The 24,770-nt window shown below is 40.6% G+C and carries 24 protein-coding genes and 1 pseudogene; 7 read left to right on the forward strand and 18 right to left on the reverse strand.

Going from position 1 to position 24,770, the window contains the following annotated elements:
* Position 1: 1 nt before the first annotated feature.
* The 8 genes from rpsC to rpsJ are packed head-to-tail and all read right to left on the reverse strand — an operon-like array spanning position 2 to position 4,093.
* Positions 2-703, reverse strand: a complete 702-nt coding sequence (gene rpsC / locus CIK86_RS12420) for a 30S ribosomal protein S3 (protein ID WP_011326869.1) — start codon at positions 701-703, stop codon at positions 2-4.
* 12 nt (positions 704-715) lie between these two features.
* Positions 716-1,048 carry a 50S ribosomal protein L22 gene (rplV, locus tag CIK86_RS12425; RefSeq protein ID WP_002957892.1) on the reverse strand — a complete coding sequence of 111 codons (333 nt, stop codon included), beginning with the start codon at positions 1,046-1,048 and terminating at the stop codon, positions 716-718.
* A gap of 13 nt (positions 1,049-1,061) precedes the next feature.
* Positions 1,062-1,340 carry a 30S ribosomal protein S19 gene (gene rpsS / locus CIK86_RS12430; protein WP_010376377.1) on the reverse strand — a complete coding sequence of 93 codons (279 nt, stop codon included), beginning with the start codon at positions 1,338-1,340 and terminating at the stop codon, positions 1,062-1,064.
* 16 nt (positions 1,341-1,356) lie between these two features.
* A complete protein-coding gene (rplB, locus tag CIK86_RS12435) occupies positions 1,357-2,181 on the reverse strand; it encodes a 50S ribosomal protein L2 (RefSeq protein ID WP_011326867.1) in 825 nt (274 codons plus the stop codon).
* A 15-nt stretch (positions 2,182-2,196) separates the two neighbouring features.
* Positions 2,197-2,499, reverse strand: a complete 303-nt coding sequence (gene rplW, locus CIK86_RS12440; RefSeq protein ID WP_011326866.1) for a 50S ribosomal protein L23 — start codon at positions 2,497-2,499, stop codon at positions 2,197-2,199.
* Complete coding sequence (gene rplD, locus CIK86_RS12445) at positions 2,496-3,101, reverse strand: 50S ribosomal protein L4 (RefSeq protein ID WP_002957897.1); 606 nt, start codon at positions 3,099-3,101, stop codon at positions 2,496-2,498. The genes rplW and rplD overlap by 4 nt, the downstream gene beginning before the upstream one ends.
* 17 nt (positions 3,102-3,118) lie before the next feature.
* Positions 3,119-3,754, reverse strand: coding sequence for a 50S ribosomal protein L3 (rplC, locus tag CIK86_RS12450; RefSeq protein WP_011326865.1), 636 nt, complete (start codon positions 3,752-3,754; stop codon positions 3,119-3,121).
* A 27-nt stretch (positions 3,755-3,781) separates the two neighbouring features.
* The gene (gene rpsJ / locus CIK86_RS12455) at positions 3,782-4,093 is read right to left on the reverse strand and encodes a 30S ribosomal protein S10 (protein WP_002957900.1); all 312 of its coding nucleotides are present in this window, start codon (positions 4,091-4,093) and stop codon (positions 3,782-3,784) included.
* Positions 4,094-4,531: 438 nt separating this feature from the next.
* On the opposite strand from rpsJ, the gene plsB reads away from it, so the two are divergent.
* Positions 4,532-6,970: a glycerol-3-phosphate 1-O-acyltransferase PlsB gene (plsB, locus tag CIK86_RS12460; protein WP_086993759.1), complete on the forward strand. Its 2,439-nt coding sequence runs from the start codon at positions 4,532-4,534 to the stop codon at positions 6,968-6,970.
* A 102-nt stretch (positions 6,971-7,072) separates the two neighbouring features.
* Here plsB and tesB read toward each other — a convergent pair whose 3' ends face one another.
* Positions 7,073-7,930, reverse strand: coding sequence for an acyl-CoA thioesterase II (gene tesB, locus CIK86_RS12465; protein ID WP_011326863.1), 858 nt, complete (start codon positions 7,928-7,930; stop codon positions 7,073-7,075).
* A gap of 76 nt (positions 7,931-8,006) precedes the next feature.
* On the opposite strand from tesB, the gene CIK86_RS12470 reads away from it, so the two are divergent.
* Together CIK86_RS12470 and CIK86_RS12475 are read left to right on the forward strand one after the other, a co-directional pair.
* Positions 8,007-8,468, forward strand: coding sequence for an EVE domain-containing protein (locus CIK86_RS12470; RefSeq protein WP_086993755.1), 462 nt, complete (start codon positions 8,007-8,009; stop codon positions 8,466-8,468).
* Between the two features lie 173 nt (positions 8,469-8,641).
* Positions 8,642-9,673, forward strand: a complete 1,032-nt coding sequence (locus tag CIK86_RS12475; RefSeq protein WP_086993752.1) for a cytosolic protein — start codon at positions 8,642-8,644, stop codon at positions 9,671-9,673.
* 80 nt (positions 9,674-9,753) lie between these two features.
* On the opposite strand, the gene CIK86_RS12480 is transcribed toward CIK86_RS12475, so the two are convergent.
* Complete coding sequence (locus CIK86_RS12480) at positions 9,754-9,957, reverse strand: PLDc N-terminal domain-containing protein (protein ID WP_011326860.1); 204 nt, start codon at positions 9,955-9,957, stop codon at positions 9,754-9,756.
* Positions 9,954-11,023, reverse strand: a pseudogene (locus CIK86_RS12485) (potassium channel family protein). Before CIK86_RS12485 ends, CIK86_RS12480 begins: the two are co-directional and overlap by 4 nt.
* A gap of 169 nt (positions 11,024-11,192) precedes the next feature.
* Between CIK86_RS12485 and CIK86_RS12490 the strand changes: the two are divergent.
* Both CIK86_RS12490 and CIK86_RS12495 read left to right on the forward strand, forming a co-directional pair.
* Positions 11,193-12,143, forward strand: a complete 951-nt coding sequence (locus CIK86_RS12490; RefSeq protein WP_086993746.1) for a chemotaxis protein CheV — start codon at positions 11,193-11,195, stop codon at positions 12,141-12,143.
* Between the two features lie 120 nt (positions 12,144-12,263).
* On the forward strand, positions 12,264-13,577 hold the full coding sequence (locus CIK86_RS12495) for a TIGR00366 family protein (RefSeq protein ID WP_086993743.1): 1,314 nt from the start codon (positions 12,264-12,266) through the stop codon (positions 13,575-13,577).
* Here the strand turns inward: CIK86_RS12495 and CIK86_RS12500 are convergent.
* The 6 genes from CIK86_RS12500 to CIK86_RS12530 form a co-directional block, all read right to left on the reverse strand.
* Complete coding sequence (locus tag CIK86_RS12500; protein WP_086993740.1) at positions 13,574-13,903, reverse strand: hypothetical protein; 330 nt, start codon at positions 13,901-13,903, stop codon at positions 13,574-13,576. The two genes, CIK86_RS12495 and CIK86_RS12500, sit on opposite strands and share 4 nt — an antisense overlap.
* A gap of 47 nt (positions 13,904-13,950) precedes the next feature.
* Positions 13,951-14,088, reverse strand: coding sequence for a class IIb bacteriocin, lactobin A/cerein 7B family (locus tag CIK86_RS12505; RefSeq protein ID WP_225741025.1), 138 nt, complete (start codon positions 14,086-14,088; stop codon positions 13,951-13,953).
* A gap of 196 nt (positions 14,089-14,284) precedes the next feature.
* On the reverse strand, positions 14,285-16,429 hold the full coding sequence (locus tag CIK86_RS12510; protein ID WP_086993734.1) for a peptidase domain-containing ABC transporter: 2,145 nt from the start codon (positions 16,427-16,429) through the stop codon (positions 14,285-14,287).
* A 266-nt stretch (positions 16,430-16,695) separates the two neighbouring features.
* On the reverse strand, positions 16,696-16,929 hold the full coding sequence (locus CIK86_RS12520) for a hypothetical protein (RefSeq protein WP_140391170.1): 234 nt from the start codon (positions 16,927-16,929) through the stop codon (positions 16,696-16,698).
* A gap of 202 nt (positions 16,930-17,131) precedes the next feature.
* A complete protein-coding gene (locus CIK86_RS12525) occupies positions 17,132-18,373 on the reverse strand; it encodes an HlyD family efflux transporter periplasmic adaptor subunit (protein ID WP_086993721.1) in 1,242 nt (413 codons plus the stop codon).
* 156 nt (positions 18,374-18,529) lie between these two features.
* A complete protein-coding gene (locus CIK86_RS12530) occupies positions 18,530-19,546 on the reverse strand; it encodes a site-2 protease family protein (protein WP_086993717.1) in 1,017 nt (338 codons plus the stop codon).
* Between the two features lie 176 nt (positions 19,547-19,722).
* Here CIK86_RS12530 and CIK86_RS12535 point away from each other — a divergent pair, with 176 nt between their 5' ends.
* The gene (locus tag CIK86_RS12535; protein ID WP_086993714.1) at positions 19,723-20,952 is read left to right on the forward strand and encodes an EAL domain-containing response regulator; all 1,230 of its coding nucleotides are present in this window, start codon (positions 19,723-19,725) and stop codon (positions 20,950-20,952) included.
* A 13-nt stretch (positions 20,953-20,965) separates the two neighbouring features.
* Here CIK86_RS12535 and CIK86_RS12540 read toward each other — a convergent pair whose 3' ends face one another.
* Positions 20,966-22,042: a hemolysin family protein gene (locus CIK86_RS12540; RefSeq protein WP_086993710.1), complete on the reverse strand. Its 1,077-nt coding sequence runs from the start codon at positions 22,040-22,042 to the stop codon at positions 20,966-20,968.
* 84 nt (positions 22,043-22,126) lie between these two features.
* On the opposite strand from CIK86_RS12540, the gene CIK86_RS12545 reads away from it, so the two are divergent.
* Positions 22,127-24,628 carry a prolyl oligopeptidase family serine peptidase gene (locus tag CIK86_RS12545; protein ID WP_086993707.1) on the forward strand — a complete coding sequence of 834 codons (2,502 nt, stop codon included), beginning with the start codon at positions 22,127-22,129 and terminating at the stop codon, positions 24,626-24,628.
* The last annotated feature ends 142 nt before the right edge of the window (positions 24,629-24,770 follow it).

Here is a 24,770-nt window from a genome sequence, read left to right on the forward strand (position 1 = left end):
TCTACTTAGCACTTTTTTTGGCTTTCTTTGGTGCGCGTTTAGCTGGCTTCTCTTGCTCTTGTACTAGTGGTAAACCACCAATAACTTCGCCTTTGAAGATCCAAACTTTAACACCAATGATACCATAAGTGGTTAAGGCCTCAGAAGTTGCGTAGTCGATATCAGCACGAAGAGTATGTAGAGGTACACGACCTTCACGATACCACTCTGTACGTGCGATTTCTGCGCCGCCAAGACGACCGCTAACTTCAACTTTAATCCCTTTAGAACCGATGCGCATTGCATTTTGTACCGAACGCTTCATAGCGCGACGGAACATAACACGACGCTCTAGTTGAGAGGCAATGCCGTCTGCTACTAGTTGTGCATCTAGTTCTGGTTTACGTACTTCAGAAATATTAATCTGAGCAGGTACACCAGCGATTTTAGTTACCGCTTGACGTAATTTTTCTACGTCTTCGCCTTTTTTACCGATAACAACACCCGGACGAGCCGTGTGGATTGTTACGCGGATTGATTTTGCTGGACGCTCAATAACGATTTTAGACACAGAAGCCGTTTTCAATTCCTTTGTAAGGAATGTACGTACTTTGTGATCGCCAAAAAGCTGTGCAGAGAAATCTTTTGAACTCGCGTACCAGGTAGAAACCCAAGGTTTAGATATACCTAGGCGAATACCAGTAGGATGAACTTTTTGTCCCATTACTTATATCTCCTAGCTATCTGAAACCATAACAGTGATATGGCTTGTACGCTTAAGGATGCGGTCTGCGCGCCCTTTAGCACGTGGCATAATACGTTTCATTGTAGGACCATCGTCCACAAAGATCGTTGTTATACGAAGCTCATCAATGTCAGCACCTTCGTTATGCTCTGCGTTAGCAATAGCAGACTCAAGTACTTTCTTTACTAATACAGCCGCTTTTTTCGGGCTGTACGCCAGGATTTCTAGTGCGCGATCAACCGGTAGTCCGCGGATCTGATCTGCAACTAGACGTGCTTTTTGCGCCGAACCAGAGGCGAATTTATGTTTAGCTAATGCTTGCATTTATCTTCCCCTCTTATCGTTTCTTCGCTTTCTTATCCGCAGCATGGCCACGGTAAGTGCGAGTTGGTGCAAATTCACCTAGTTTGTGACCGATCATTTCGTCTGTGATAAACACAGGAACGTGCTGACGACCATTATGGACAGCGATGGTCAATCCGATCATGTTAGGTATGATCATTGAACGACGGCTCCAAGTTTTAATTGGCTTCTTGTCTCCGCTTTCCAACGCTTTCTCTACCTTCTTCAGCAAGTGTAGGTCTATAAAAGGACCCTTCTTGAGAGAACGTGGCATGGCTATTCCTCAACTATTATTTAGTACGACGACGTACGATAAACTTATCAGTACGCTTGTTCTTACGTGTCTTAGCACCTTTAGTCGGCTTACCCCATGGAGACACAGGATGACGACCACCAGATGTACGACCTTCACCACCACCGTGTGGGTGATCTACCGGGTTCATGGCAACACCACGAACTGTCGGACGGATACCACGCCAGCGATTTGCACCTGCTTTACCAAGTGAACGAAGCATATGCTCAGCATTGCCTACTTCACCTAGAGTCGCACGACAATCAGCTTCAACTTTACGTACTTCGCCTGAACGAAGACGTAATGTTACATACTGACCATCACGAGCAAGGATTTGAACGTATGCACCAGCAGAACGTGCGATTTGAGCACCTTTACCTGGTTTTAATTCTACGTTGTGAACAGTCGAACCTACAGGCATATTACGCATTGGTAATGCATTACCAGGTTTGATTGGTGCATCAACACCAGACTGGATTGCATCGCCAGCTTTTAAGCCTTTTGGTGCGATAATGTAACGACGCTCACCGTCTGCATATAATACAAGAGCGATGTTTGCGCTACGATTTGGATCGTATTCTAAACGTTCAACAGTGGCTGGAATGCCATCTTTAGTACGTTTAAAATCGATTAAACGGTAATGTTGCTTATGACCACCACCGATATGACGAACCGTAATACGACCATTGTTATTACGACCACCTGATTTAGAGTTTTTCTCTAATAGTGGTGCGTACGGCTTACCCTTATGTAAATCAGAGTTAACCACTTTAACTAAGTGACGACGGCCCGCAGAAGTAGGCTTACACTTTTGAAGTGCCATAATTCTATCCCCTTATTACTCGGCGCCGCCGACAAAGTCTAGCTCGCTACCTTCTTTAAGAGTAACGTAAGCTTTTTTCCAGTCGTTACGACGACCGAAACGTGCGCCAGTACGTTTTGTTTTACCCTTAACGTTAAGTGTGCGAACACCCGTTACTTCTACTTCAAAAAGCTTCTCAACTGCTGCTTTAACTTCAGCTTTAGTTGAATCTTTTGCTACTTTAAAAACAATAGTATTGTTTTCTTCAGCAGCAATAGTGCTTTTTTCAGAGATATGTGGAGCAACGATCACTTTTAAAAGACGTTCTTCGCGAATCATGCTAGCGCCTCCTCAAGTTGCTTAACAGCAGCGGCTGTAATAAGTACCTTGTCGAAAGCAATTAAGCTTACAGGATCGATACCAGCTACATCACGCGTGTCAACCTTATAAAGGTTACGTGCCGATAAGAAAAGATTTTCATCTACTTCTTCAGTCACGATAAGAACATCTTTAAGCTCAAGTTCTTTAAGCTTAGCAACTAGTTCTTTAGTTTTTGGTGCTGCTAGAGCAAAACTTTCAACAACGATTAAACGCTCTTGACGAACTAATTCAGATAAGATGCTTTTAATCGCACCGCGGTACATTTTACGGTTTACTTTTTGGCTATGATCCTGTGGTTTAGCTGCAAAGCTAACGCCACCTGAACGCCAAATTGGGCTACGAATCGTACCAGCACGTGCTCGGCCAGTACCTTTTTGAGCCCATGGCTTTTTACCACCACCGCTTACTTCAGAACGTGTCTTCTGAGCACGAGTACCTTGACGAGCACCTGCTGCGTATGCAACAACTACTTGATGTACTAATGCTTCGTTAAACTCACGTCCAAAAGTAGCTTCAGAAACTTCAAGACCGCCAGAAGCGTCTTTAATTGCTAATTCCATCACTAAATCTCCAGGACTTATGCTTTAACAGCTGGTTTAACGATAACGTCACCGCCGATAGCGCCAGGTACTGCACCTTTAACTAAAAGCAAATTACGCTCAGCGTCAACGCGAACTAGTTCTAAGTTTTGAGTCGTTACACGCTCAGCACCCATATGACCGGCCATTTTCTTACCTTTAAACACCTTACCAGGTGATTGGTTTTGACCGATTGAACCAGGAGCACGGTGAGATAGAGAGTTACCATGTGTAGCGTCTTGCATGCTGAAATTCCAGCGCTTAACACCACCTTGGAAACCTTTACCTTTAGAAGTACCGGTTACGTCAACCTTGTTGATTTCGTTGAATAATTCAACAGTAAGCTCAGCGCCTACTTCAAAATCGCCTTCACCACCATTTAGGCGGAATTCCCACAGACCGCGACCCGCTTCAACACCAGCTTTAGCGAAATGACCCGCTGAAGCTTTGTTTACACGACTTGCTTTTTTAGTGCCTGCGGTTACTTGAAGCGCGTTATAACCGTCTGTTGCTTCAGATTTAATCTGAGCAATGCGGTTAGGTGTCGCTTCAATAACTGTCACAGGGATAGATACACCATCTTCAGTGAAGATTCGTGTCATACCCACTTTACGACCGACTAGACCTAATGCCATTTTCCTAAAACCTCTCTAATCTTCCGATTAACCCAGGCTGATTTGAACATCTACACCAGCAGCAAGATCTAAACGCATAAGAGCGTCAACAGTCTTGTCAGTTGGTTCAACGATGTCGATCAGACGTTTATGGGTGCGGATCTCGTACTGATCACGCGCGTCTTTATTAACGTGCGGTGATGTTAGTACAGTAAAACGTTCAAAGCGTGTAGGTAGTGGAATTGGTCCACGTACTTGTGCGCCAGTGCGTTTCGCAGTTTCCACGATTTCCGCCGTTGATTGGTCAATCAAACGGTGGTCAAAAGCTTTTAGGCGAATACGAATGCGTTGATTTGACATTCTTAACCTCAATATAAAGAGCATTTAAAAGAGCATAAAAAAACGACCGAAACAATCTTAAATATTAAGATGTCGGTTGTTAGATTATATCTACGTTGAGTTCCAAATCGGAACTCCTGTTTATTAGCTAGAAATCCTAGCTTAATTTATCCTTCCAAGTTCCCTTGGGAATTTTGAAAGCCTGCGTATTATAATTACATTGGTGATAAATGCAACAGCTAATTAGTAAATAATTACAGCCTGCTGGTTGCTCAAATATACTGCAACCTATTATAGAGCAGCTACAATCAAGTGTAATGCATATATATTAAGCCATAACGTACTGACTAATCGGCAACGCAAATTAAAGGCTTTTTTAGATCTTATGTTATCATATGCGCCAATTTTGCTTTTATATACCCAAATTATATGGGTAATTACTCTCTATATGGTGAGTCGATGCGTATTGTAAATTATTGCTTAAATGTTTTATCAGCTGGAGTAAGCCGCTTACTTGTAAGAAGTAAGGTACTGCCAGAAAAGCCGACTGAACAATATGAATTAAACTCTAAAAACCCTACCTTTTATATTGTGCGCCTAAACTCTCGCTTTGACTTAGCGGCGCTTGCTCGGGTATGTAAACGCCATGGATTACCCGATCCTAGAGAACAACAAGTATTAGGCACACAACGCTTAGACCGCTTTATAGGGATTGAAAACCCACCTCCATTAATTGGTGACATAGCAAAGCCAACTAATGCACTGGCGCAAGGCAAACAAATTATTGATCACTTATTAAGTAGTGGTCAAAAAGATGTACAGGTTATTCCTGTTACTATTTTATGGGGCCGAGCGCCCGGCAAAGAAAAGCCCGGACTTAGCACGCTCATAACACACTCATTAACACCAAGTTGGTTTAGAAAGTTATTTGTGGTGTTGTTTTCTGGCCGAGATAACTTTATCCGCTTTAGCCAACCACTCGACTTATCACTTTTAGTAGACGAAAAAGCGGACGTTAACGAGCTTCCACAAAAACTATTAAGAGTAGCCCGCGTGCACTTTCGCCGCCAAAAACTTGCCGCAACAGGCCCTAAAATGCCATCGCGCGAGCAGCTATTTAACTCATTATTAGCCTCTCCAACAATAAAAAAAGCCATACAAGACGAAGCAAAAGCTAAAAATATTAGCCAAGCGCAAGCACGTCAAAATGCGGTTAAGTTACTTAATGAAATAGCGGCTAATTATTCAGAGGCAATGATACGCGTAGCTGAGCGCTTTTTAACTTGGCTGTGGAATAAGCTATATAACGGTATAGATATAAAATACACAGAGCAAATTCATGAGCTGACTAATAAAGGCCACGAAATTATTTATATGCCGTGCCATCGCAGCCATATGGATTACTTACTACTTACTTATGCTATTTATCATCAAGGTTTAGTACCACCACATATAGCCGCGGGTATTAACCTTAACTTTTTTCCGGCAGGCGGGATCTTTCGCCGCTCGGGTGCGTTTTTTATTCGCCGTTCATTTGCCGGTAATAAGCTCTACTCTGCAGTATTTAAAGAATATTTAAGCCAGTTATTTATTAAAGGTTACTCTGTTAAATTTTATACCGAGGGCGGGCGTAGCCGCACCGGGCGTTTGTTACCACCTAAAACGGGTATGTTAGCAATGACCATGCAAGCTATGCTGCGTGGTATTGACCGCCCTATTTCTATTGTGCCGGTATATATTGGTTACGAGCACGTTATGGAAATTAACACGTACCTTAAAGAACTCGCTGGAAATGATAAAAAAGGTGAGTCTATCTTTGGAATTTTTAAAGCGATTAAAAATCTTAAAAACTATGGTCGAGGTTATTTAAACTTTGGTGACCCTATTTCCATAAACCAATACTTAAACGACAACCAACCCAATTGGCGTGACGACATACACCCTACCGATGTACAAAAACCACAATGGTTAGGCCCACAAGTGGCAAACCTAGCCGACCAAGTTATGGTTAAAATTAACAATGCAGCGGCACTTAATGCGGTTAATTTATTAGCGATGATTTTACTGGTAAACGACAAGCACGCACTGAGTAAGCCAAAACTTTTAGCGCAACTTGATTTTTACTTACGCTTACAACGCGACGCCAGCTACAGTAATAAAGTAACAGCTCCAGAGGAAACACCAGAGCAACTGTTAACGCATGCATTAAAGCTTAATAAGTTTGATGTGATAAGTGATGAATTTGGCGAAATTATCGCGATTAACGATAAAGAAAAAACACTCTTTAATTATTATCGTAATAATATTTTACATCTTTTTGCCGTACCAAGTTTAATTGCACTGCATTTGTTTAGAGAAAAAACCACAACAGTTTCAAAGTGTCAGCAGCTAATTGCGGCGTTTTATCCGCTGTTTGCTAAAGAATGGTATTTACGAGAGCTAGATGAGGATTACATTACGCGTATTTTGGCTAATTTTGTCGATCAAAACTTAATAGAACTTGATGGCGATAACATTCATATAACCAATACCAACGACTGTTTGGCTAAATTAGATATGTTAGGTAAAGCACTAAACTTTACGTTGCAGCGTTATGCCATTGTGATTGGCTTTATACAAACTAGCAACGGCATTGAAAAAGCGGAGTTAGAGCGAGAAAGCCAAGTGCTGGCACAACGCTTAGGTACTTTGCATGGGATTAAAACCCCGGAGTTTTTTGATAAAAAGGTGCTGGTCGGCTTTATTGATAATTTACGCGCACAGTCTTTAATTACTGATGGTGATGCAGGCTTAATAGGCAGCGTGCAATTATGTGAAACTTATATGCATCTTAAAGCATTATTGCCAGCACGTGTTTGGCAGTCAATTAGCGATATAGTACAAGGTCAGTGTAAATAAAGCCTTAGTTTTAAGTGAGTGCTACGCCGCTTACTTACCTGTTTAAATGTAGGTGCCGCATAATCTATATGGCACCTACTACCCTTTTTACTAGTGCGTAAGTTAGCGCTGACGCATAACCCCTTCTTGCATTGTTGAGGCAATTAAGTTGCCTTGGCGGTCAAAAAACTGCCCTCTTACTAATCCTCGACCAGAGCTTGCACTTGGGCTATCAACTGAGTATAAAATCCAGTCATCCATTCTAAATGGTCGATGAAACCACATTGCATGGTCAATCGTGGCAACTTGCATATTAGGTTGCATAAAAGACACACCATGCGGCTGCAAAGCAGTTGGCAAAAATTCAAAATCAGAAGCGTACGCTAATAAGTAATTATGAATACGTTGATCGTCTGGCATTTCACCGTTAGCTTTAAACCAAATGTGCTTAACAGGCTCCATTGCTTCAGGTTTAAATGGGTTATGAAAGGTCACCGGACGTATTTCTATTGGCATTTCACTAATAAATTGATTGCGTATAGCTGCGGGTATTTGCTCGGCGTTTTCTTTATAAAACTCTAACGATGAACGCAGCTCCTCGGGTAAAGGTACGTCAGGCATAGTCGCCTGATGCGATAATCCTTCTTCAGCCCCTTGAAAAGACGCTGTCATGTAAAAAATAGGCTTACCGTACTGAATAGCACTAACCCGACGAGTGCTAAAGCTTTTACCATCGCGAATAGCTTCTACATCATACACAATAGGCTTAGTGGCATCGCCTGGGCGTAAAAAGTAAGAGTGGAGTGAATGTACAATACGCCCCTCTGGTAGCGTTTCTTTTGCAGCAGATAGCGCTTGGCCCATAACTTGGCCGCCAAATACAGCACCAAAACCTAAATCTTGGCTTTGCCCTCGATACAAACCTTGCTCAATTTCTTCAAGTGTTAACAACGACAATAAATCATCTAATACTTGGCTCATTATTACTTCCTCAATTCTCTAATACCCAAATGATACTATACAATAGAGGGATGTAAATCATTCTACGAGTCCTGATATGGCGTATTGGCTATTTAAAACTGAACCCGATGCATTTTCGATTGACGATCTTAAAAATGCACAAAATCAAACCACACTTTGGGAAGGGGTACGTAATTACCAAGCACGTAACTTTATGCGCGACGAGGTAAAAGTAGGTGACCTCGTAATGATTTACCATTCTAGCTGCAAGCTCGTAGGCGTAGTAGGTATTGCTGTAGTAACAAAAGCAGCTTACCCAGATCCAACTCAGTTTGATTTAAGTAGTGATTATTATGATGCTAAAGCCACCAGCGACAACCCTCGCTGGGTAGTGGTAGAAGTAACTTATCAATCTCATTTAAACTCTCTGGTGAGCTTAAAAGAAATAAAAGCTAACCCTCGCATCACCGACATAGCGCTTAAAAAAGGCGGGCGATTGTCAATAATGCCCGTAACCAAAAGTGATTGGCAAGTAATTACCCGCATGGCTGAGGAGTAAAGTCTTTTATTACTTAACTTGAACTCTAGTTATTTAAAATAAGCGGTAAATTTATAAATAAAGCAATTCACTGTGCAACAGATATAACTCTATGACACTACTACAAAAGTATGTTGGTTTTTCTTATCTATGATAATTTGCTATAATTCGCCGCTTGTTTTTGTGGAGGAAAAATGAAGTTACTGTATTGGTTAGATGAGTGGTTAACCCTTTCGTGTGATGAGCAGCAAGCCAAACTGCCAATGTCTGGGGGAGATTTACTTGGCGATGTATATGTTAAGTACGACTTTATTGATATTAATAAGCCCCTACTATTTACCTTTTCGCCTGCTGGTACTGATGTGCAGGAGCAAGACCTTCACGCAGACTTCGCGCCCTGGGGTTATCACCTGGCACAAAAACAAAACGTAAATGTGATTGCCTTTCAGCACCTAGGGAAAAGTAATTGGTTTCGTAACCGCAATTTAATTTTTTTTCTGGAACAATTATCCCCACTGCTTACATCTTTTAAGACTCGATTGGGTTATGGCTTAAGCCGTGGCGGCTTTGCGGTTGGTGCTTTTGCAAAATTACTCCAGCTGGATCAGGTATTGTTTTTTCACCCTGTTAGCACTAAAAACAAAAGCTTAGTGCCATGGGACGACCGCTCTAGCACAGATATAGCTCAGCAATATGATTGGGAAGGCAGTTATGCCGATTTAGATTTAGGCAACGCCCAAGGCTATATTATTTACGACCCCACTAATCGTATTGATCGACTACATGCCAAGCGCTATAAGCAACTTAACCATTTACGGGTATTTGGTATGGGCCACGGCACTCACGCTACTTACTTAAATAAGTTTGGTTTTTATAAGCAAGTAGCTGTGGATTTTATGCGCCATCAACAAATTGATATTGCGCAATTTCGCCTGCAAACTAAAACCTTGCGCTTTAAAGAGGACTATTACAAAAGGCTCAATAAAGCGAATAAAAAATCGGCGCATCGCCTAGAGTTACTAAGTACTGCACATAATATTTTGATAGACGAAAAAACAGCTCATGTACAGGAGCATCAAGCCAGTATTGATATTCAGCCACTGATTGATGTAGCGCTTAAACATCAAGAGCAGCACCCCGATGATGCCATCCAATTACTCGAAGTCGCCAAGCAATTAGCGCCAAACGACCCTCTTGTGAAGCACAAACTGAAAGAGCTTGAATAGTACTAAAATTTAAACTAATGGCTTGTAATACCATTAATACCACTGCGACAACTACTTCCTATTGCCAAAAAGCCTTATATTTAAGGCTTTTTATTTTGCCTTTTTTTACGCCCATGTTTAGGCACTATGGCTAAATACATAATAAGCCCTAACCACGAAAAAAATACAATGCCAATTAACCAAGCATTTTTTTCGTGGCCTTGAGTACGCTTACTATTGAGTACAATAACCACAGGTAAAATATAGGCAATTAAAAGAATGATTAAAAATATAACTTCGTTCATGCTTTTGCCAAAGCCGGCCAGTCAACCTCACGACTTAATACTCGCTCTACTGCTATGTAGTGCAAAATGTCGCCGGCGTTAATTTTATAATCAAGTGGCGGATTTAAATCCATATTTTGTGCACTTAAATTGTGTGCCACACCAAGTAAAATAGCATCATGCTGATGTTTAAAATGATGAAACAAAGTACCAAACTCCATCTCTTTGCTTTGCTCTGGAATGGCTAAGCTAAACTGCGTATCGCCATGTAAAATTGATAGTAGCTCTTCGTGCACTCGGCTAGAACCTGGATCTTGCATAGAACGTACTAAAATTTCAGCTGATTTAGTGCTCGAACATTCCACGTTATGACAGTGCTCTAGTAGCATTTCAACTTTACTCTCATCATTAAAATGCGCGCTAATGTGGCAATCGTCTTTTACTAATTTGCTAATACGCAGTGCTGTGGTAAATGTTTGGTCATCATCTTGACCATCAATAATAATTTTATCGGCTTGCTTAATCGCTACACGTTCAAGCTCCTCACAGTCGGTAAAACTCGATAAGCGAACAAAATCAACATGGGCGTTAGCTAAAAAGGGATGTTCCATTTGCTCTGTCACCGCCAGCAAAATGCGTCTATCCATACGTTTTTGATCAGCCAAGATATAATCAATCATTTTTTTAGTGCGGATTTGATGCCAGCCAAAAATAATTATGTGATTGTTAAAATGCGAAAAACTTTTATCACCTGTCATAGCGCGCCTAATTAAATAAGTAACTGTTTGCCCTGTTTTACCTAACAGAACGACAAATAAAGCCAAACCAAATGGAATTTGCAGTACTGCTACAATCCATCGTCCCAAGTCTGTGCTGGCACAAAAATCACCATAGCCTACCGTTGAAGTCGTTACTATATAGTAGTAAACAAAGGTGCTAACGGGGCTTAATGCGGTTTCACCAGCTAAACCCAACAGCAACCAGATCAACAGCATATGCAGCAGTGTTGCGATAGCCACAGCTTGCCAGCTAACCTGATCAATATGATTTCTGACTAATAAAATAATCGTTTAAATATAAATGGCATGCCCACACTTGGTTATTTAGCTATCAATTATGCGATAAGTTACTGCAATGCTGAAATGATGGCAATGGCTGCGCAGCACATAACGACTAAGATTAGTATCTAGGCTGCTTTTTTTAAACATAACAGTGTAAGCTATACTTGAATTATTAATTATTTAGTCGAGTGTGTTATGTCAGGTGTATTAGCTTCTGTTGATCAGCGAACCCAGCTCGTTGGTGAAAATCGCTTAGAATTATTGCTGTTTTATTTACACAGCCGACACCTATTTGCCCTTAACGTGTTTAAGGTAAAAGAGGTGGTTAAACTGCCTCACTTAAATATTATTCCTCACGCTCACCCGAAAATTTCTGGTGTTGCTAACATTCGTGGCGAATCTATTCCGGTTATTGATTTGCGCCAAGCTATTTGTATGCCTGCGGCCAAACACATTGAAGACAGTAATCTGGTTATCACTGAATATAATCGTACGGTACAAGGCTTTTTAATAGGTAAAGTTGATCAAATCGTCAATATGACATGGTCCGATATTATGCCGCCACCGACTTCTGTTGGTAAAAACCATTACTTGACTGCATTGACCAAAATTCAACGCGATGGCCAAGAACAATTAGTCGAGATCATCGATGTAGAAAAAGTACTCGCTGAAATTGTTGAGTACGAAGTACAAATTTCTGATGAAATACTTGATAAAAGCATTGTGAACGAATTTGTAGGCCGCAAAATCCTTCATGCTGATGACTCACCCACAGCGCGCAAACAAGTGAGCGACACATTAACACAGTTAGGTATTGAGATTATCCCTGCCAGTAATGGTCTTGAAGCACTGAACATGCTTAAAGCCTGGGCCGATAAAGGCATGGATGTAGAAAAAGAGTTGCTGATGCTGATCACCGATGCTGAAATGCCAGCGATGGATGGTTATCGGTTAACCCACGAAATTCGTAATGATAACCGCCTAAAAAATCTCCATGTGGTACTTAATACTTCACTCAGCGGTAGTTTTAACCAAGCCATGGTTGAAAAGGTGGGCTGTAATGCGTTTTTATCTAAATTCCAGCCTGATTTACTGGTTGAAGAAGTACAAACACGTTTAAAAGCGGTGCTTGAACAACAAAAATAGCACCAATGTTTAAATTAACGCTTTTGATACGCGATATAATATTAAAACGACCAGCGCATTTGCCAATTAAGTACATTCGTGATTAATTGGCAAACACACACATAATAAAAATACATCATTATGCTCAATAAAATTGCCAAGCCATTTACTAAACTAGTCGAACGTTATCTGCCCGATCCGTTTATCTTTGTAATTTTACTCACCTTACTGACTTTTATAATTGCAACACTAGTTACGCCTTCCAGCCCACAGCAAGTTTTAACAGCATGGGGCTGTGGTTTCTGGAACTTACTCAGTTTTGCTATGCAAATGCTACTAGTACTTCTGACCGGCTATATGCTAGCAAGCACACCAATTATGAGCCGCCTGCTAACCCAATTGGCAAAACTTGCTAATACTGCGCCAAAAGCGATTATCTTAGTCACCTTAGTGTCATTGCTCGCCAGTTGGATCAACTGGGGTTTTGGTTTAGTGATTGGTGCTTTGTTTGCCAAAGCAATTGCGCGTCAGACACCGGTCGATTATCGCCTACTGGTTGCCAGTGCCTATTCTGGTTTTATTGTTTGGCATGGCGGTTTAGCTGGCTCAATTCCATTAACCATTGCTACTCCAGGGCATTTTGCGGAGCAAAGTATGGGCGTGATAAACACCAGCACCACCTTGTTCTCAGGTTTTAATATCGCCATTGTGGTGGGCTTATTCATTATTATGCCGCTAGTTAATCGCTATATGTTACCCAGCGCTGAAGACAGTATCTATGTCGATAAAAGCCGACTAGCAGAACCGATACCTAAACCCAACAATGCTACCCGCCCTGCCGATAAAATTGAGCACAGCAAATTATTAGGACTGGGCATTGGTATGCTTGGGCTAGTTTATTTAGCTAATTATTTTATCTTTAGTGGTGGCTCACTTAATTTAAATAGTGTGATTGCGCTATTTTTATTTTCAGCCATTTTACTGCATCAAACGCCATATAATTTACTTAATAGCTTACAACAAGCAGTGCCCAGCGGCGCAGGGATTATTATTCAGTTCCCATTTTATGCAGGGATCATGGCCATTATGGTCGACACCGGTTTAGCACAACAAATTTCGCAAGGCTTTATCGCCATAGCCAACGCAGAATCATTGCCGTTTTGGAGCTTTTTAAGTGCCGGCTTAGTGAATATATTTGTGCCATCAGGCGGCGGCCAATGGGCGGTACAAGCCCCCATTGTAATACCCGCCGCACAGGCTTTAGGGGCCGATATGCCTAGGGTTGCTATGGCGGTAGCATGGGGAGATGCCTGGACTAATCTGATTCAGCCATTCTGGGCTTTACCGGTACTGGCCATTGCCGGCCTAAAAGCCAAAGACATCATGGGCTTTTGTTTAGTGCAATTAATTATAACCGGCGTGTTTATTGCGCTAATGTTAAGTTTTTACCCTTAAAATAAGGCGGGTAAAATATATAAGACTCGCTTTACTAAACCAATAAAAAATGTCGCAATAGATGCGTATCGGAGCTTAGGGAATAGCTCTGAGATAATAACCTCACTATTTAGTTTTAAAGTATAAATATTGAGTGGCAAAGTAATGACTCTCAAGTCATAAAGCTCATTACCAATAGGTACTTCAATGTTATGCCAAGGTAGCCAAATTAAGTGCTTTGAAAATACTTCACTATCAATCTCAATCGATAAAGTAGCACTTAAAACACTGTACTTAAAAGTAACATGTGCCCCACTCAACGTCGCTTTTTTACTGTATTTAAGCATAAGACCTGTAAAAGGAGGGTTTCCACCCTCCCTATCAATAAGCTAACTTAATAAGCTTTTTTAGAAGTAAGAAGTGCCATGCCAAGCCCAAACAAAGCTCTTCCAGCAAGTTTTGCTCCTATAATCACTAAAGGTGCAACGCCACCATTCACTTCTTGAATTTCTTTTACGTTTAATTCACGCATTTTGTTATACTCCATAAATCCGATGCTTTTTAGTTAAGTCATCGGGTTGTTAATATGCTCAACCTTTACAATAAAGGTGAGCGGTTAATAGGCTGGCTTTAGCTGCTCGCTAAAGTTAACTAAAGCTGGCCGTCTTTTCGGTTGTTTGCATTTAGCAAACCACCAAAACTTTTAAATTATTTTTTACTACCCAACATTACGCACTTTCCGTTTGCTGTTGTATATTCACCAGCTCTCCACCTTTAAGTTCAAATACTTTATCTGCCATATTAATGGTTTCTTGGCGATGAGCAATCATAATCCGTGTGATGGGTAAGTGCTGTATTTGCTCACTTATTTTAGCCTCGTTATCTTTATCTAAATGGCTAGTTGCTTCGTCCATAAACAACACGCAGGGCGACTGGTATAACGCTCGCGCCAGTAACAACCGCTGTACTTGCCCACCGGATAAATTTGAGCCCATATCACCCACTAGTGAGTTATAACCCATAGTCATGCGGGTAATATCATCATGAATTGCCGCATGATGAGCGCACTGCTCTATTTTTAAGTAATTAGGCTGTGGGTCAAAAAAGCTGATGTTATCGGCTATTGAGCCAGCTAATAACGTGTCATCTTGCATTACGGCGGCTATTTTTTTACGGTAATTTTTAAGGCCAAGCTGGGTAATATCTTTACCATCAAGCAGCACTTTACCTGAGGTAGGTTGTAGTAACCCGAGCATTATTTTCATTAGCGTAGTTTTACCTACACCAGAAGGCCCGGTAATCGCAATCGAGTCACCCGCATTCAAGGTTAAATTTACATTATTTAGAGTGGGGGCTTGATCATCACTGTAACTAAAGCAGATATTTTCAAGGGTAAGCTGGCCTTTAACATTACCTTCGTCGTCACCGATATAGGCCATTTCACCGTCACGATTAGCTTCTTGTTTCGTGAGGGCTATATCAGCAATACGGTCAAGGTGCAGGCGCATCATTTTAAATTGAATTATTTGCTCTATTAAATTAGCAAAGCGACTAGTCAGCTGGTTTTTATAGGCAATAAACGCCAGTACCATACCTACCGACAGGCTATTGCTCATTACCAATGACGCTGCAAAGTAAATTACTAATACATTTTCAAGGCCAAATAACAGTTTATTAAATGAATCAAAACTTATGTTTAATCGTCCTAAACGGATTTCACTATTTATTACCTCGGCATAGCGGTTTTGCCAAATGCCTTGGCGCTGTGATTCATTACCAAACAGTTTTATGGTTTGCATACCGCGAATATTTTCTAAAAAGTTCGATTGCTCTTTGGCAGAGTTTTGAATCATTTCTTCAGTGGCTTGGTGCAGCGGCCGATACAGCGCCAAACGCACTAAGGTATACAGCACAATTGCGCCGACAACTACCGCAGTAAGTTTTAGTGAATAGATAAGCATCATAATGAGTACGGTAATAGCCATGACGCCATCGACCAGTGTTTCTACAAACCCTGTAGTCATGCGCTCCCGTATTTGCGCTAATGAGCCAAAGCGCGAGACAATATCGCCCACATGCCGTGACTCAAAATAGTTCATTGGCAAGCGCAATAAGTGCCTGAGCAAATTCACGCCCATTTGCATATTGAGCAAACTTGAAAGCCGTAAAATCAGCCAACTTCGCACCGCATTAGTCACCACCGAAATAATCGCAATAAGAGCAAACCCCATAGCCAGTACCGTTAATAACGATTCATCAAAACTGATTAAGGCTTCATCGACCACCCACTGCATATAATAAGGGGTCATTAAGGCAAATAACTGCAATACCAGTGATAACGCAATCAGCTTTATTAGCCCTGCTTTTAAGCCCTTCATGGTGCTCCAAAGCTGGGTAAACTTCATTCTTGCTTGTTCTTGTTTAGCTTCAAACTGACTGGTTGGAGTCAGCTCTAAACAAATGCCGGTAAAGTGCTTACTGAATTCTTCCGCGCTTAAACTACGCTTACCAACAGCGGGGTCGTTAATAGCAAACTTAGCCGCAACTCCTTTACCAGAGACTTTGGTCAGCACTACAAAGTGATTTAAATCCCAATGTAAAATACATGGCGTTTGTAATTTATGGACTTCATCAAGAGGGCATTGTAGCGCACGGCTAGCAAGCCCTAAGTTATCGCCCAGCTCAATCAGTTGCTGTAAGTTCATACCTTTTAGGTTAGCCGAAAAGCGTTTGCGCATAGCAGGCATATCCAACTTATGGCCGTGATAACACGCCACCATCGCCATAGAGGCTAGACCGCATTCCGCTATTTCGGATTGAAGGATAAGAGGAACTGATTTAGACAAAGAAAAATTTAATCCCACGTTATACATCTTTATTTTTCAAAAAATGCTTAAAGAAAATATGGTCGAACAACGTAAAAAGCACCGTAAAATAAATTGAGGCAAACAAAATATCAACAACACCCTCATAGGGGTAATCGATAATCTCGAAAAATGTACTAACGAATTTAAGAAGGTAAAGTGATACAAAAAATAGTAAATAATACAAAACTGCAACTTTCAAGGTTTTCATAGTCCAACTCCATTTCTTAAGTTTAGAAAAAATTAGCCACAATGAAGTTGTGGCTAATAAAAAACTATCGCATTGAGTGGCTGATTACCACAAATGCCGCACCTATGGCGGCACCAAAAATAGCACCACCTAGACCTCCAAAAATAGCCCCTCTAGCAGAACCCATTACAGCACCTCGAGCAACACCACCTAAGAATCCCATCGTTCCACCTTGTAACCCACCAGCACCAACAGCTCCCGGGCTTGCAATTGCTCCACCTTGTACTTGACAGATTTCATTTACGTTTAATTCACGCATAATGTTATACTCCATATATCCGATGCTTTTAGTTAAGTCATCGGGTTGTTAATGTGCTCCCTTTCAATAAAGGTGAGCGGTTAATAGGCTGGCTTTAGATATCCGTCTAAAGTTAACTAAAGCTGGCCGTCCTTTTCGGTTGCTTACATTTAGCAAACCACCAAAACTTTTAAATTTTTCTTTATTTCGTAGTACGCTATAGTTAACTTATTCGCCCTTTTAGGCTATACAGCGGCTCGAGTAACCATTCAATTAATGTGCGCTGCTCTAGCATAATATCTGCTTCAAACAGCATGCCGCTTTTTAGCTCAAATGCTTTACCATAAGCCTGCATTTGCTGCTGACTGAGCGTTGCCTGCAAGCGGTACACTGGCTCTTGTAGTACGATAGGCAAGCGTACTTCGTTTGGGGTAATGAGTGCCTTATCAATACGGCTAATTTTGCTGTTAATAAAACCAAAGCGTTGATAAGGGAAGGCATCAAATCGCAAACGCGTATCGTTACCAAGCTGTATAAAGCCTGCTGAGCGAGTAGGTAATAGTAATTCAGCCACTAATTCTGAACCTTCGGGAATAATATGCAGTAATGGTTTGGCTTGAGTGAGTGTTTCACCTTCTACTACTTGAATCCCCGTCACCACACCGCTGTTACTGGCGGTGATTGTATATTGGTAGTTACTTTTAATTTGTGTGAGCTGGTTTTGAATATCCGCTTGCTGGCGTTTAAGGCTATTTATACGCAGCGTATATTGCTGTGGTACGTTGGCAATACTAAAGTTAAGTTGGCTTAACTGGTTTTCTTGCTGCATCAGCAAACGTGCTAGGTTTTGTTTTTCTTGCTTAGCATCTAACAGGGCTTGCTGTTGTTGCTCACGCTCAATGTTTGATAAAAAGCCATTTTTATTAAGTTGATTAAGGTTGCTCTGCTGGCGGTTAAGTAGTGCTAGTTTTTCATCGGTCAGTTTTAGCTGGCTTTGTAATGCAGCTTGTTCATTAGTCAGTGCACGTTTTTGCGCTTGCAAGTTTAGTGACTCTTGCTTTTGTAAGGTATGATTTTGTGTGATTTCGTCATTAAGCAGCTGTATTTGCATACTTAGCTGCTCAACAAGCTGGGTACTTAAGGCAACCCCTTGGCTATTATTTTGCTGCACAATAATGGTCGCCAACGGCTGACCTTTATTTACGGCATCGCCCTCTTGTACAAATAGCTGCTCAATCATACCACCTTGATTAGCAAAGCTTTGGATAACCCCTATATTAGGCATTAAAAAACCGCGCACGGTTTCTTTGCGTGAATATTCTGCGGTGAATAAGAATGTAATGACCGCGACAGCAACACATGCCAAAATAGTCACAGTCAATTTTATTGATAAAGGTTGTGCGAGGGTAATAGCCCCCGTTAAACGCTCACTTTGCTGAGCGACAGCTTCCTTTCTAAACAACATCCCTGAACAATTCCTGAATAAATACCGATATCAGGACACTACATCTTCAGTTACAAAAAACAACAACAAACATACAAAAACCTTTAAAAACAGCAACAACCGAACAAAAAAAACAGCACAATGAATAAATTTTGAGCCATCATACTGTTATTATTGCTAACTCGATAAAATCTTCATCGGTAGGCTTAAAATTGCATTTTCAGAGTCAGCAAAGTGCATCATCACCGCGACGTGTCCTGCAACGACGAGTGCATACATTACCGCTGAAAAACCTTGTCCGTATTTGTCCAGTGGTAACAAATGCGAATAATGGCGGCCGCGCCACTCAAACACGATTTCCAGCGCACCAATGAATAAGAAAAACACCAATAGCATTAAGCCAAAGGTGTAACTTATCCATAAACCAAATAACACACCAAGCAAGCACACGCTTAAGCCTATCCAAGAGCGCATTGAAAAGCTGATGCTCTTTAGGACATGACCACCGTCGAGCGGTAAAATGGGCAATAAGTTAAATAAGTTAAGTAATGCGCTGAGTACCGCGACACCTGCAAAAATCTCCATCTCGGTGGCGTAATAAAGCACCACACCTAAAACAGAGGTGATCAAACCAAATGCGGGCCCCATAAGTGAGATAACCACATCTTGCCAACGGGTGGTAATTTTATCATCACTTACTGCAAGCCCGCCTACAAACGGAATTAAATAAATGCCTTTGGTTTTAATGCCAAAATATTGCATGGCACGCACATGGCCGTATTCATGCACCACTAAGCAAGCAATAAGCATAAGTGCAAACTCAATACTGAATAACCAGGCATAGCCGGCAACTGACGCTCCCGCTAACACCACCTTAATTACTTTGGCACTTTTAAATAACTTAAAACCAAGTGCGGCCAATCCTAGCCAGCCTTTTTTAGTTTCATCGCCAGTAGCTGCAGGTAAAGCAAGTTGCGTAGCAAACTCATCGTTTACAAACAACGAAATACTCTGCTCATTTACCAATGAGCTATCAATACCTATTAGTTTGTTATCAAAAGTAAATTGATAATAGTTGTCGCGGGGGTTATCAAAAGTAATCGCTTGTTGACTATGAAATATCTGCACAACTTTTTGCCCAGAAACCATTAGTGTAAAAGGCTGTTCGGCTAACTTAAGTTCTATTCTTATCATAATTAAAACCGTTTAAAACAATAGCGCTAGTATACCGACTCAGCTAAAAAACACGAGCGAGCATGATTAATAACAACTTTTTATTAGCCGGCTAATAAACACATTAAAAGAATGACAAACACATGAGAATCTACTACTTTTACAGTAGTACACACTATGCATTGAAAGGGATAACAGTGAAAAAAGTAGTGCCTAATATTCTGGTCGTTGATGACTCAAAAGCTATTTTAATTGTAATGGAAGCAATCCTCGCTGAGTTAGATATGTCGGATACCATAACCACTTGCCTAAGTGCTACAAAAGCGCTAGAAAAAGTTAAACGTGACATAAACTATTTTGATGCCATTTTTACCGATTTAAACATGCCTGAAATGGATGGCATGGAGCTAATACGCCATTTAGGAGAGCTAAATTACCAAGGCGCCATTATTATTATTTCTGAAATGGAGCATAAGGTAATTAGTTTAGCTGCCAACTTAGCCAAGCAGCATAATGCTCACCTTATCGGTAATATTTCTAAGCCCGTACAATTAACTCAAGTAGGCTCCTTATTAAATAAAGTTGCCTATTTAAATAGCCACACTTTAATAAAAGAACCTGCTATTTCAAAAACAGAGCTTATTAACGCATTAAAAAATGACGAAATAACGCCGTTTTATCAACCTAAAATATGTATTAATACCAGTAAAATAAAAAGTGCTGAAGTATTAGCGCGTATTGTATCAAATACCGACGGTAGTATAATTTTACCAGCTCGTTTTATTAGCCTTGCTGAGCAACATGATCTAATTAATGAAATTACATTTGCGCTCTTTGAAAAAGCCACCAGTGATTTCGAAAATATAAAAGAGCAGCTAGGACAAAATTTAAAACTGGCATTTAACTTATCCCCCATGCAGTTAAACGATCTTAGCTGCCCAAATAAGCTATTGCTTATATTAAAACTTAACCAGCTTAAACCTAGTGATATTATTATTGAGATAACCGAACAACATGCACTTTCAAGCCTAAGCCAATTAGAAACATTAAACCGCTTAAGAATGCATGGTTTTGGTTTATCGCTTGACGATTTTGGCGTTGGCTTTACTAACATGAGCCAGCTTAAAAACTTGCCCTTTACCGAAATAAAAATAGACCGCACACTTATTAGTAATATAGAAACAGATCAGTTTTCTCAAGTTGTTGTAAGCTCCCTCATCGACATTACCACTCAAGAGCATTTAGAACTAGTAGCAGAAGGGGTTGAGCGCCCCGAAGAGCTTGCCTATTTAAGGCATTACAAAACTCGCTTAGCAATACAGGGATTTTTATTTAGTCGTCCTAAATCTAAGAGTGAATTTATAGACTGGGCACAATATTGGATTAAAGTGACAGGAAATACCATTAACTATAAACCCCCAAGCTAATAAGGAGACCTCTTTAGTTGTCTCCTCTAGGGTGTTTATCCTCTTCAGTGACTAAGTTTTTACTATTTGCCAAACGTTTATGCCAACGCTGCTTCGCAACTGCACGCATATTAGTGGACTGATCACGCTCATCTACAATTTCTAACCCCATTAGCGCCTCAATCATGTCCTCAAGAGTGACAATCCCTTGTACGTCGCCATACTCATCAACTACTAAACAAATATGCGTGCGGTCTGTTAATAGGGTTTGTAACAACGACGACACATTTTGCGAACTAGGAACCGTATAAATTGGCTTTACTAGCTTACTAATTTTGTAATCGCTGCCTAAGCGATGACATGCCAACATAATATCGTTTTTATGCACAAAACCGATAATATCGTCAGTGTCTTTATCAAACACTAATATTCGAGAAAACGACGACGAACCATGCAAGTTCAAGTATTCGTTTACGGTTAAGTCTTTATGAACTTTAAAAATAACTGTACGTGGGGTCATTAAGTCGCATAATTTGGCATGTCTAAAATGTAATAAGTTACGAATTATTTCAGACTCATCTTGATGCAGCGCCCCCGACTCGGTGCCTATATCGGCCATAGCTTCTATTTCTTGGCGAATATAATAGGCTTGGTCATGCTTTGGTCCCATTAAATTTGTCAGCTTTTGTGCAAGCCATACAAAAGGCTTAAGCAATATAACTAAAAAGCGTAAACCGTAAGTCACACTTGGGGTAAGTACTCGCCAATAGTTTGCCCCTAACGTTTTAGGTATAATTTCAGAAAACACCAGCACAAATAAAGTCATCACTGCAGAGGCAACCCCTACTGCTGCATCCGAAAATACAATAGCTGCTTGCGCGCCAACTCCAGCGGCTCCGGCGGTATGCGCCACCGTATTAAGCGTTAAAATAGCCGCTAATGGCTGATCAATATTATTTTTTAGCTTTTCGAGCTGCTTAGCTAATACAGGCTGCTTTTTACGCAGTAATGCAACATAACTAGGTGAAATGCTTAACAGCACGGCTTCCATTACTGAGCATAAAAATGAAATAACAATGGCAACGACCATATAAACTATCAGTAATGTCATTTGCTCTCCGCTTAATTGAATATATGGGCATGATAACAATACATGCTATATTTGGCCAAAGACTCAATAATAATAGGTATAATAATGAAACTTAACGCACTTTGGCGTCATAGCAATAAACTATTTAAACACTCCTTTGCCCTTTTTACTCTTAGCAGCTTAAGTTTTACCGCGTTTGCAGCGCCGCTTGATAAATCTAAAATTCAATTTATTGGGCCACTGGCTGAAAACATGCAATTAAAGCCTTTTCAAACGGCCCAAAGCGATACCATAATTAGTAACTTATTACCCCAGCTACAACTCCCCGTAGCTAACTTTTCGGTGTTTGACAAAAAACACAGCTGGCAGCCATTTAATAAAATAAATGCACTCACTTTAGGCGGCTTACAGGCACTTAAGTTTAATATAGAAACCACGCGTTTTAGCCAAGGTACGTTAACCTTAAAAGGCATTGAACAAGGGCAATTGTTTATAAATGGCGAATTGCAAAAGGCAGACAACAGCAGCTACAAACTCGCCTTAAATAATGGTAGTCATACTGCTATTATTGTTGCGCAACAAGTTGCAAATTGGCACGATGTAATACTCGACTTTGCACCAAAAACACCGAGCGATAACATTACCCTTAGTACTTCACAAACTAAGCGTTTATCGGCAAAACAATTATTTGATGCTCCCACTATTAGCGGCTTATCATTAGCGCCAAACTCAGAGCACTATATTACGACAACGCGCCGCTTTAATGATAAAACACTAAATCAAGCAAACAATGTAACTGAACTTAAAAACACCGACAATCAAACACTGTATCGCTTTGAGGCAGAACAACCAAGCAACCTTATTTGGAGCCCAGATAACCGCTTTTTAGTGTATTTACTAAATGGTGAATTAAAACAACTTAACCGTAAAAATTTATCAGTAAAAACCCTCTCTACTCGCTTAGAAGGCGCTAGCGGTTTTACCTTTTATAACGAGCACAGTGTAATATTTAGTTGGTCTAACCCTGCATCTGACAAGGGTAATGACAAACTCACGAAGCATTATAAAGGGTTACAAGATCGCTGGTCATACGCACGTTCAGTAAGCCAAGTTTATATGCTTGATACGCAAAGTGGTTTAATAAAAACACTCAGCCAAGGGCCGCTTTCGCATAGCTTTGAAGACTTTAACAATAAGCGCGGCAAACTATTAATGAGCCGCCCTGTAGTCGCTATGCAAGCGTCAACTCACCCAGAAACAGAACTAGTAGAGCTTGATTTAAAATCAAATAAGCTTACTTCTTTGGGTAAATTTAAAACTTTTAATCAGGCCAAGTACGCCAATAAGGACGTGTATGTTGTTGCAGGTCCCGACTTTAAAAATGGGGCAGGTAGAGCATTGCCAAAAGAAATGCTAGCGAATAACTACGACGGTCAACTTTACCTGCTTACAGACGGCGGAAAAAACGTTAAAGCACTCAGTAAACAGTTTGATCCAGCAATTGGAAGACTGAGTGTTTTAAACAATGGCGACGCATTGCTAAAGGTTACTGAGCACGACACCCAACCGCTCTACCTATTTGATTTAAGTAAGCAGCGCTTTAAAAAATTAAATACCGGTTTAGATATTGTTGAGCAGTTTAGCTACTCAAACGAGCGCAACATTGAAATATTACTCAGTGGCACCACTGCTTCTAGTCCACAACAATTAAAGCGATTTAATATAAGTAAAAACACCGCTAAAATAGTCTGGGATTCAAAGCCACTTAGCTATGCAAATACACAAATTCCAACTCTCGAAGAATTTAATTTCACTAATAAAAATGGCGTTGAAATTTCAGGGCGTGTTTATATCCCAAATAACCTTGATAAAACTAAAAAACACCCAGCGCTGGTTTATTACTATGGCGGCACATCGCCAGTGACACGAGGCTTTACTGGACGTTATCCGTTTAATTTATGGGCGGCAAACGGGTATGTGGTTTATGTAATACAGCCAACAGGCGCTACCGGCTTTGGGCAAAAGTTTTCGGCGCAGCACGTTAATGCGTGGGGCAACTACACCAGCGACGATATAATTGCAGGCACGCAGGCATTTTTAAATAAATACAACTATGTAGATAGCGAAAAGGTAGGCAATTTAGGTGCCTCTTACGGTGGCTTTATGACTATGCATTTAGCAACTAAAACCGACTTATTTAGCGCATCGATTTCTCATGCTGGTATTTCTAACCTCACATCTTACTGGGGTGAAGGATGGTGGGGCTACTTATATTCTGGCGAAGCGTCTAAAAACAGCTTTCCGTGGAATAACCCCGAGCTTTATAGTAAACATAGCCCGGTATTTAATGCCGATAAAGTAACCACGCCTATGCTACTCATTCATGGTGACAGTGATACTAACGTACCCGTTGGCGAAAGCTTAACTATGTACACTGCACTTAAATTACTTAATAAAGATGTAGAGTTAATAGAATACAAAGGTGCGAACCATCAAATTATTGCCCGCGACAAACGTTTTGATTGGTGGAATACCATGTTAGCTTATTTTGATAAAAAACTTAAAAATGAGCCACAATGGTGGGATTATCTTTACCCTAACGACTAATCGCTAAATTATTTTTAATAATTAAGCAAACTTAGATTAAGATATTTATTCTGAGTACAGCAGGCTAAATAGCACCTTTAATAAAACCCTAAAGGTGCTAAATTTTCTAAACTGTAAACTTATTAACTACTTTTGAAACATT

This window comes from Pseudoalteromonas sp. JB197 (assembly GCF_002332205.1).
Taxonomy (GTDB): Bacteria; Pseudomonadota; Gammaproteobacteria; order Enterobacterales; family Alteromonadaceae; genus Pseudoalteromonas; species Pseudoalteromonas nigrifaciens.

Coding starts and splice junctions, on each gene's coding strand:
- CIK86_RS12475 (WP_086993752.1), top strand. CDS start 8,642: ATGAAGTTACTGTATTGGTTAGATGAGTGGTTAACCCTTTCGTGTGAT.
- tesB (WP_011326863.1), bottom strand. CDS start 7,930: ATGAGCCAAGTATTAGATGATTTATTGTCGTTGTTAACACTTGAAGAA.
- rplC (WP_011326865.1), bottom strand. CDS start 3,754: ATGGCATTAGGTCTAGTCGGTCGTAAAGTGGGTATGACACGAATCTTC.
- CIK86_RS12495 (WP_086993743.1), top strand. CDS start 12,264: ATGCTCAATAAAATTGCCAAGCCATTTACTAAACTAGTCGAACGTTAT.
- rpsC (WP_011326869.1), bottom strand. CDS start 703: ATGGGACAAAAAGTTCATCCTACTGGTATTCGCCTAGGTATATCTAAA.
- plsB (WP_086993759.1), top strand. CDS start 4,532: ATGCGTATTGTAAATTATTGCTTAAATGTTTTATCAGCTGGAGTAAGC.
- CIK86_RS12510 (WP_086993734.1), bottom strand. CDS start 16,429: ATGTATAACGTGGGATTAAATTTTTCTTTGTCTAAATCAGTTCCTCTT.
- rpsS (WP_010376377.1), bottom strand. CDS start 1,340: ATGCCACGTTCTCTCAAGAAGGGTCCTTTTATAGACCTACACTTGCTG.
- rplB (WP_011326867.1), bottom strand. CDS start 2,181: ATGGCACTTCAAAAGTGTAAGCCTACTTCTGCGGGCCGTCGTCACTTA.
- CIK86_RS12520 (WP_140391170.1), bottom strand. CDS start 16,929: ATGCGTGAATTAAACGTAAATGAAATCTGTCAAGTACAAGGTGGAGCA.
- CIK86_RS12500 (WP_086993740.1), bottom strand. CDS start 13,903: ATGCTTAAATACAGTAAAAAAGCGACGTTGAGTGGGGCACATGTTACT.
- CIK86_RS12470 (WP_086993755.1), top strand. CDS start 8,007: ATGGCGTATTGGCTATTTAAAACTGAACCCGATGCATTTTCGATTGAC.
- CIK86_RS12545 (WP_086993707.1), top strand. CDS start 22,127: ATGAAACTTAACGCACTTTGGCGTCATAGCAATAAACTATTTAAACAC.
- CIK86_RS12490 (WP_086993746.1), top strand. CDS start 11,193: ATGTCAGGTGTATTAGCTTCTGTTGATCAGCGAACCCAGCTCGTTGGT.
- rplD (WP_002957897.1), bottom strand. CDS start 3,101: ATGGAATTAGCAATTAAAGACGCTTCTGGCGGTCTTGAAGTTTCTGAA.
- CIK86_RS12530 (WP_086993717.1), bottom strand. CDS start 19,546: ATGATAAGAATAGAACTTAAGTTAGCCGAACAGCCTTTTACACTAATG.
- rplW (WP_011326866.1), bottom strand. CDS start 2,499: ATGATTCGCGAAGAACGTCTTTTAAAAGTGATCGTTGCTCCACATATC.
- rplV (WP_002957892.1), bottom strand. CDS start 1,048: ATGCAAGCATTAGCTAAACATAAATTCGCCTCTGGTTCGGCGCAAAAA.
- CIK86_RS12505 (WP_225741025.1), bottom strand. CDS start 14,088: ATGCGTGAATTAAACGTAAAAGAAATTCAAGAAGTGAATGGTGGCGTT.
- CIK86_RS12540 (WP_086993710.1), bottom strand. CDS start 22,042: ATGACATTACTGATAGTTTATATGGTCGTTGCCATTGTTATTTCATTT.
- CIK86_RS12525 (WP_086993721.1), bottom strand. CDS start 18,373: ATGTTGTTTAGAAAGGAAGCTGTCGCTCAGCAAAGTGAGCGTTTAACG.
- CIK86_RS12480 (WP_011326860.1), bottom strand. CDS start 9,957: ATGAACGAAGTTATATTTTTAATCATTCTTTTAATTGCCTATATTTTA.
- rpsJ (WP_002957900.1), bottom strand. CDS start 4,093: ATGTCAAATCAACGCATTCGTATTCGCCTAAAAGCTTTTGACCACCGT.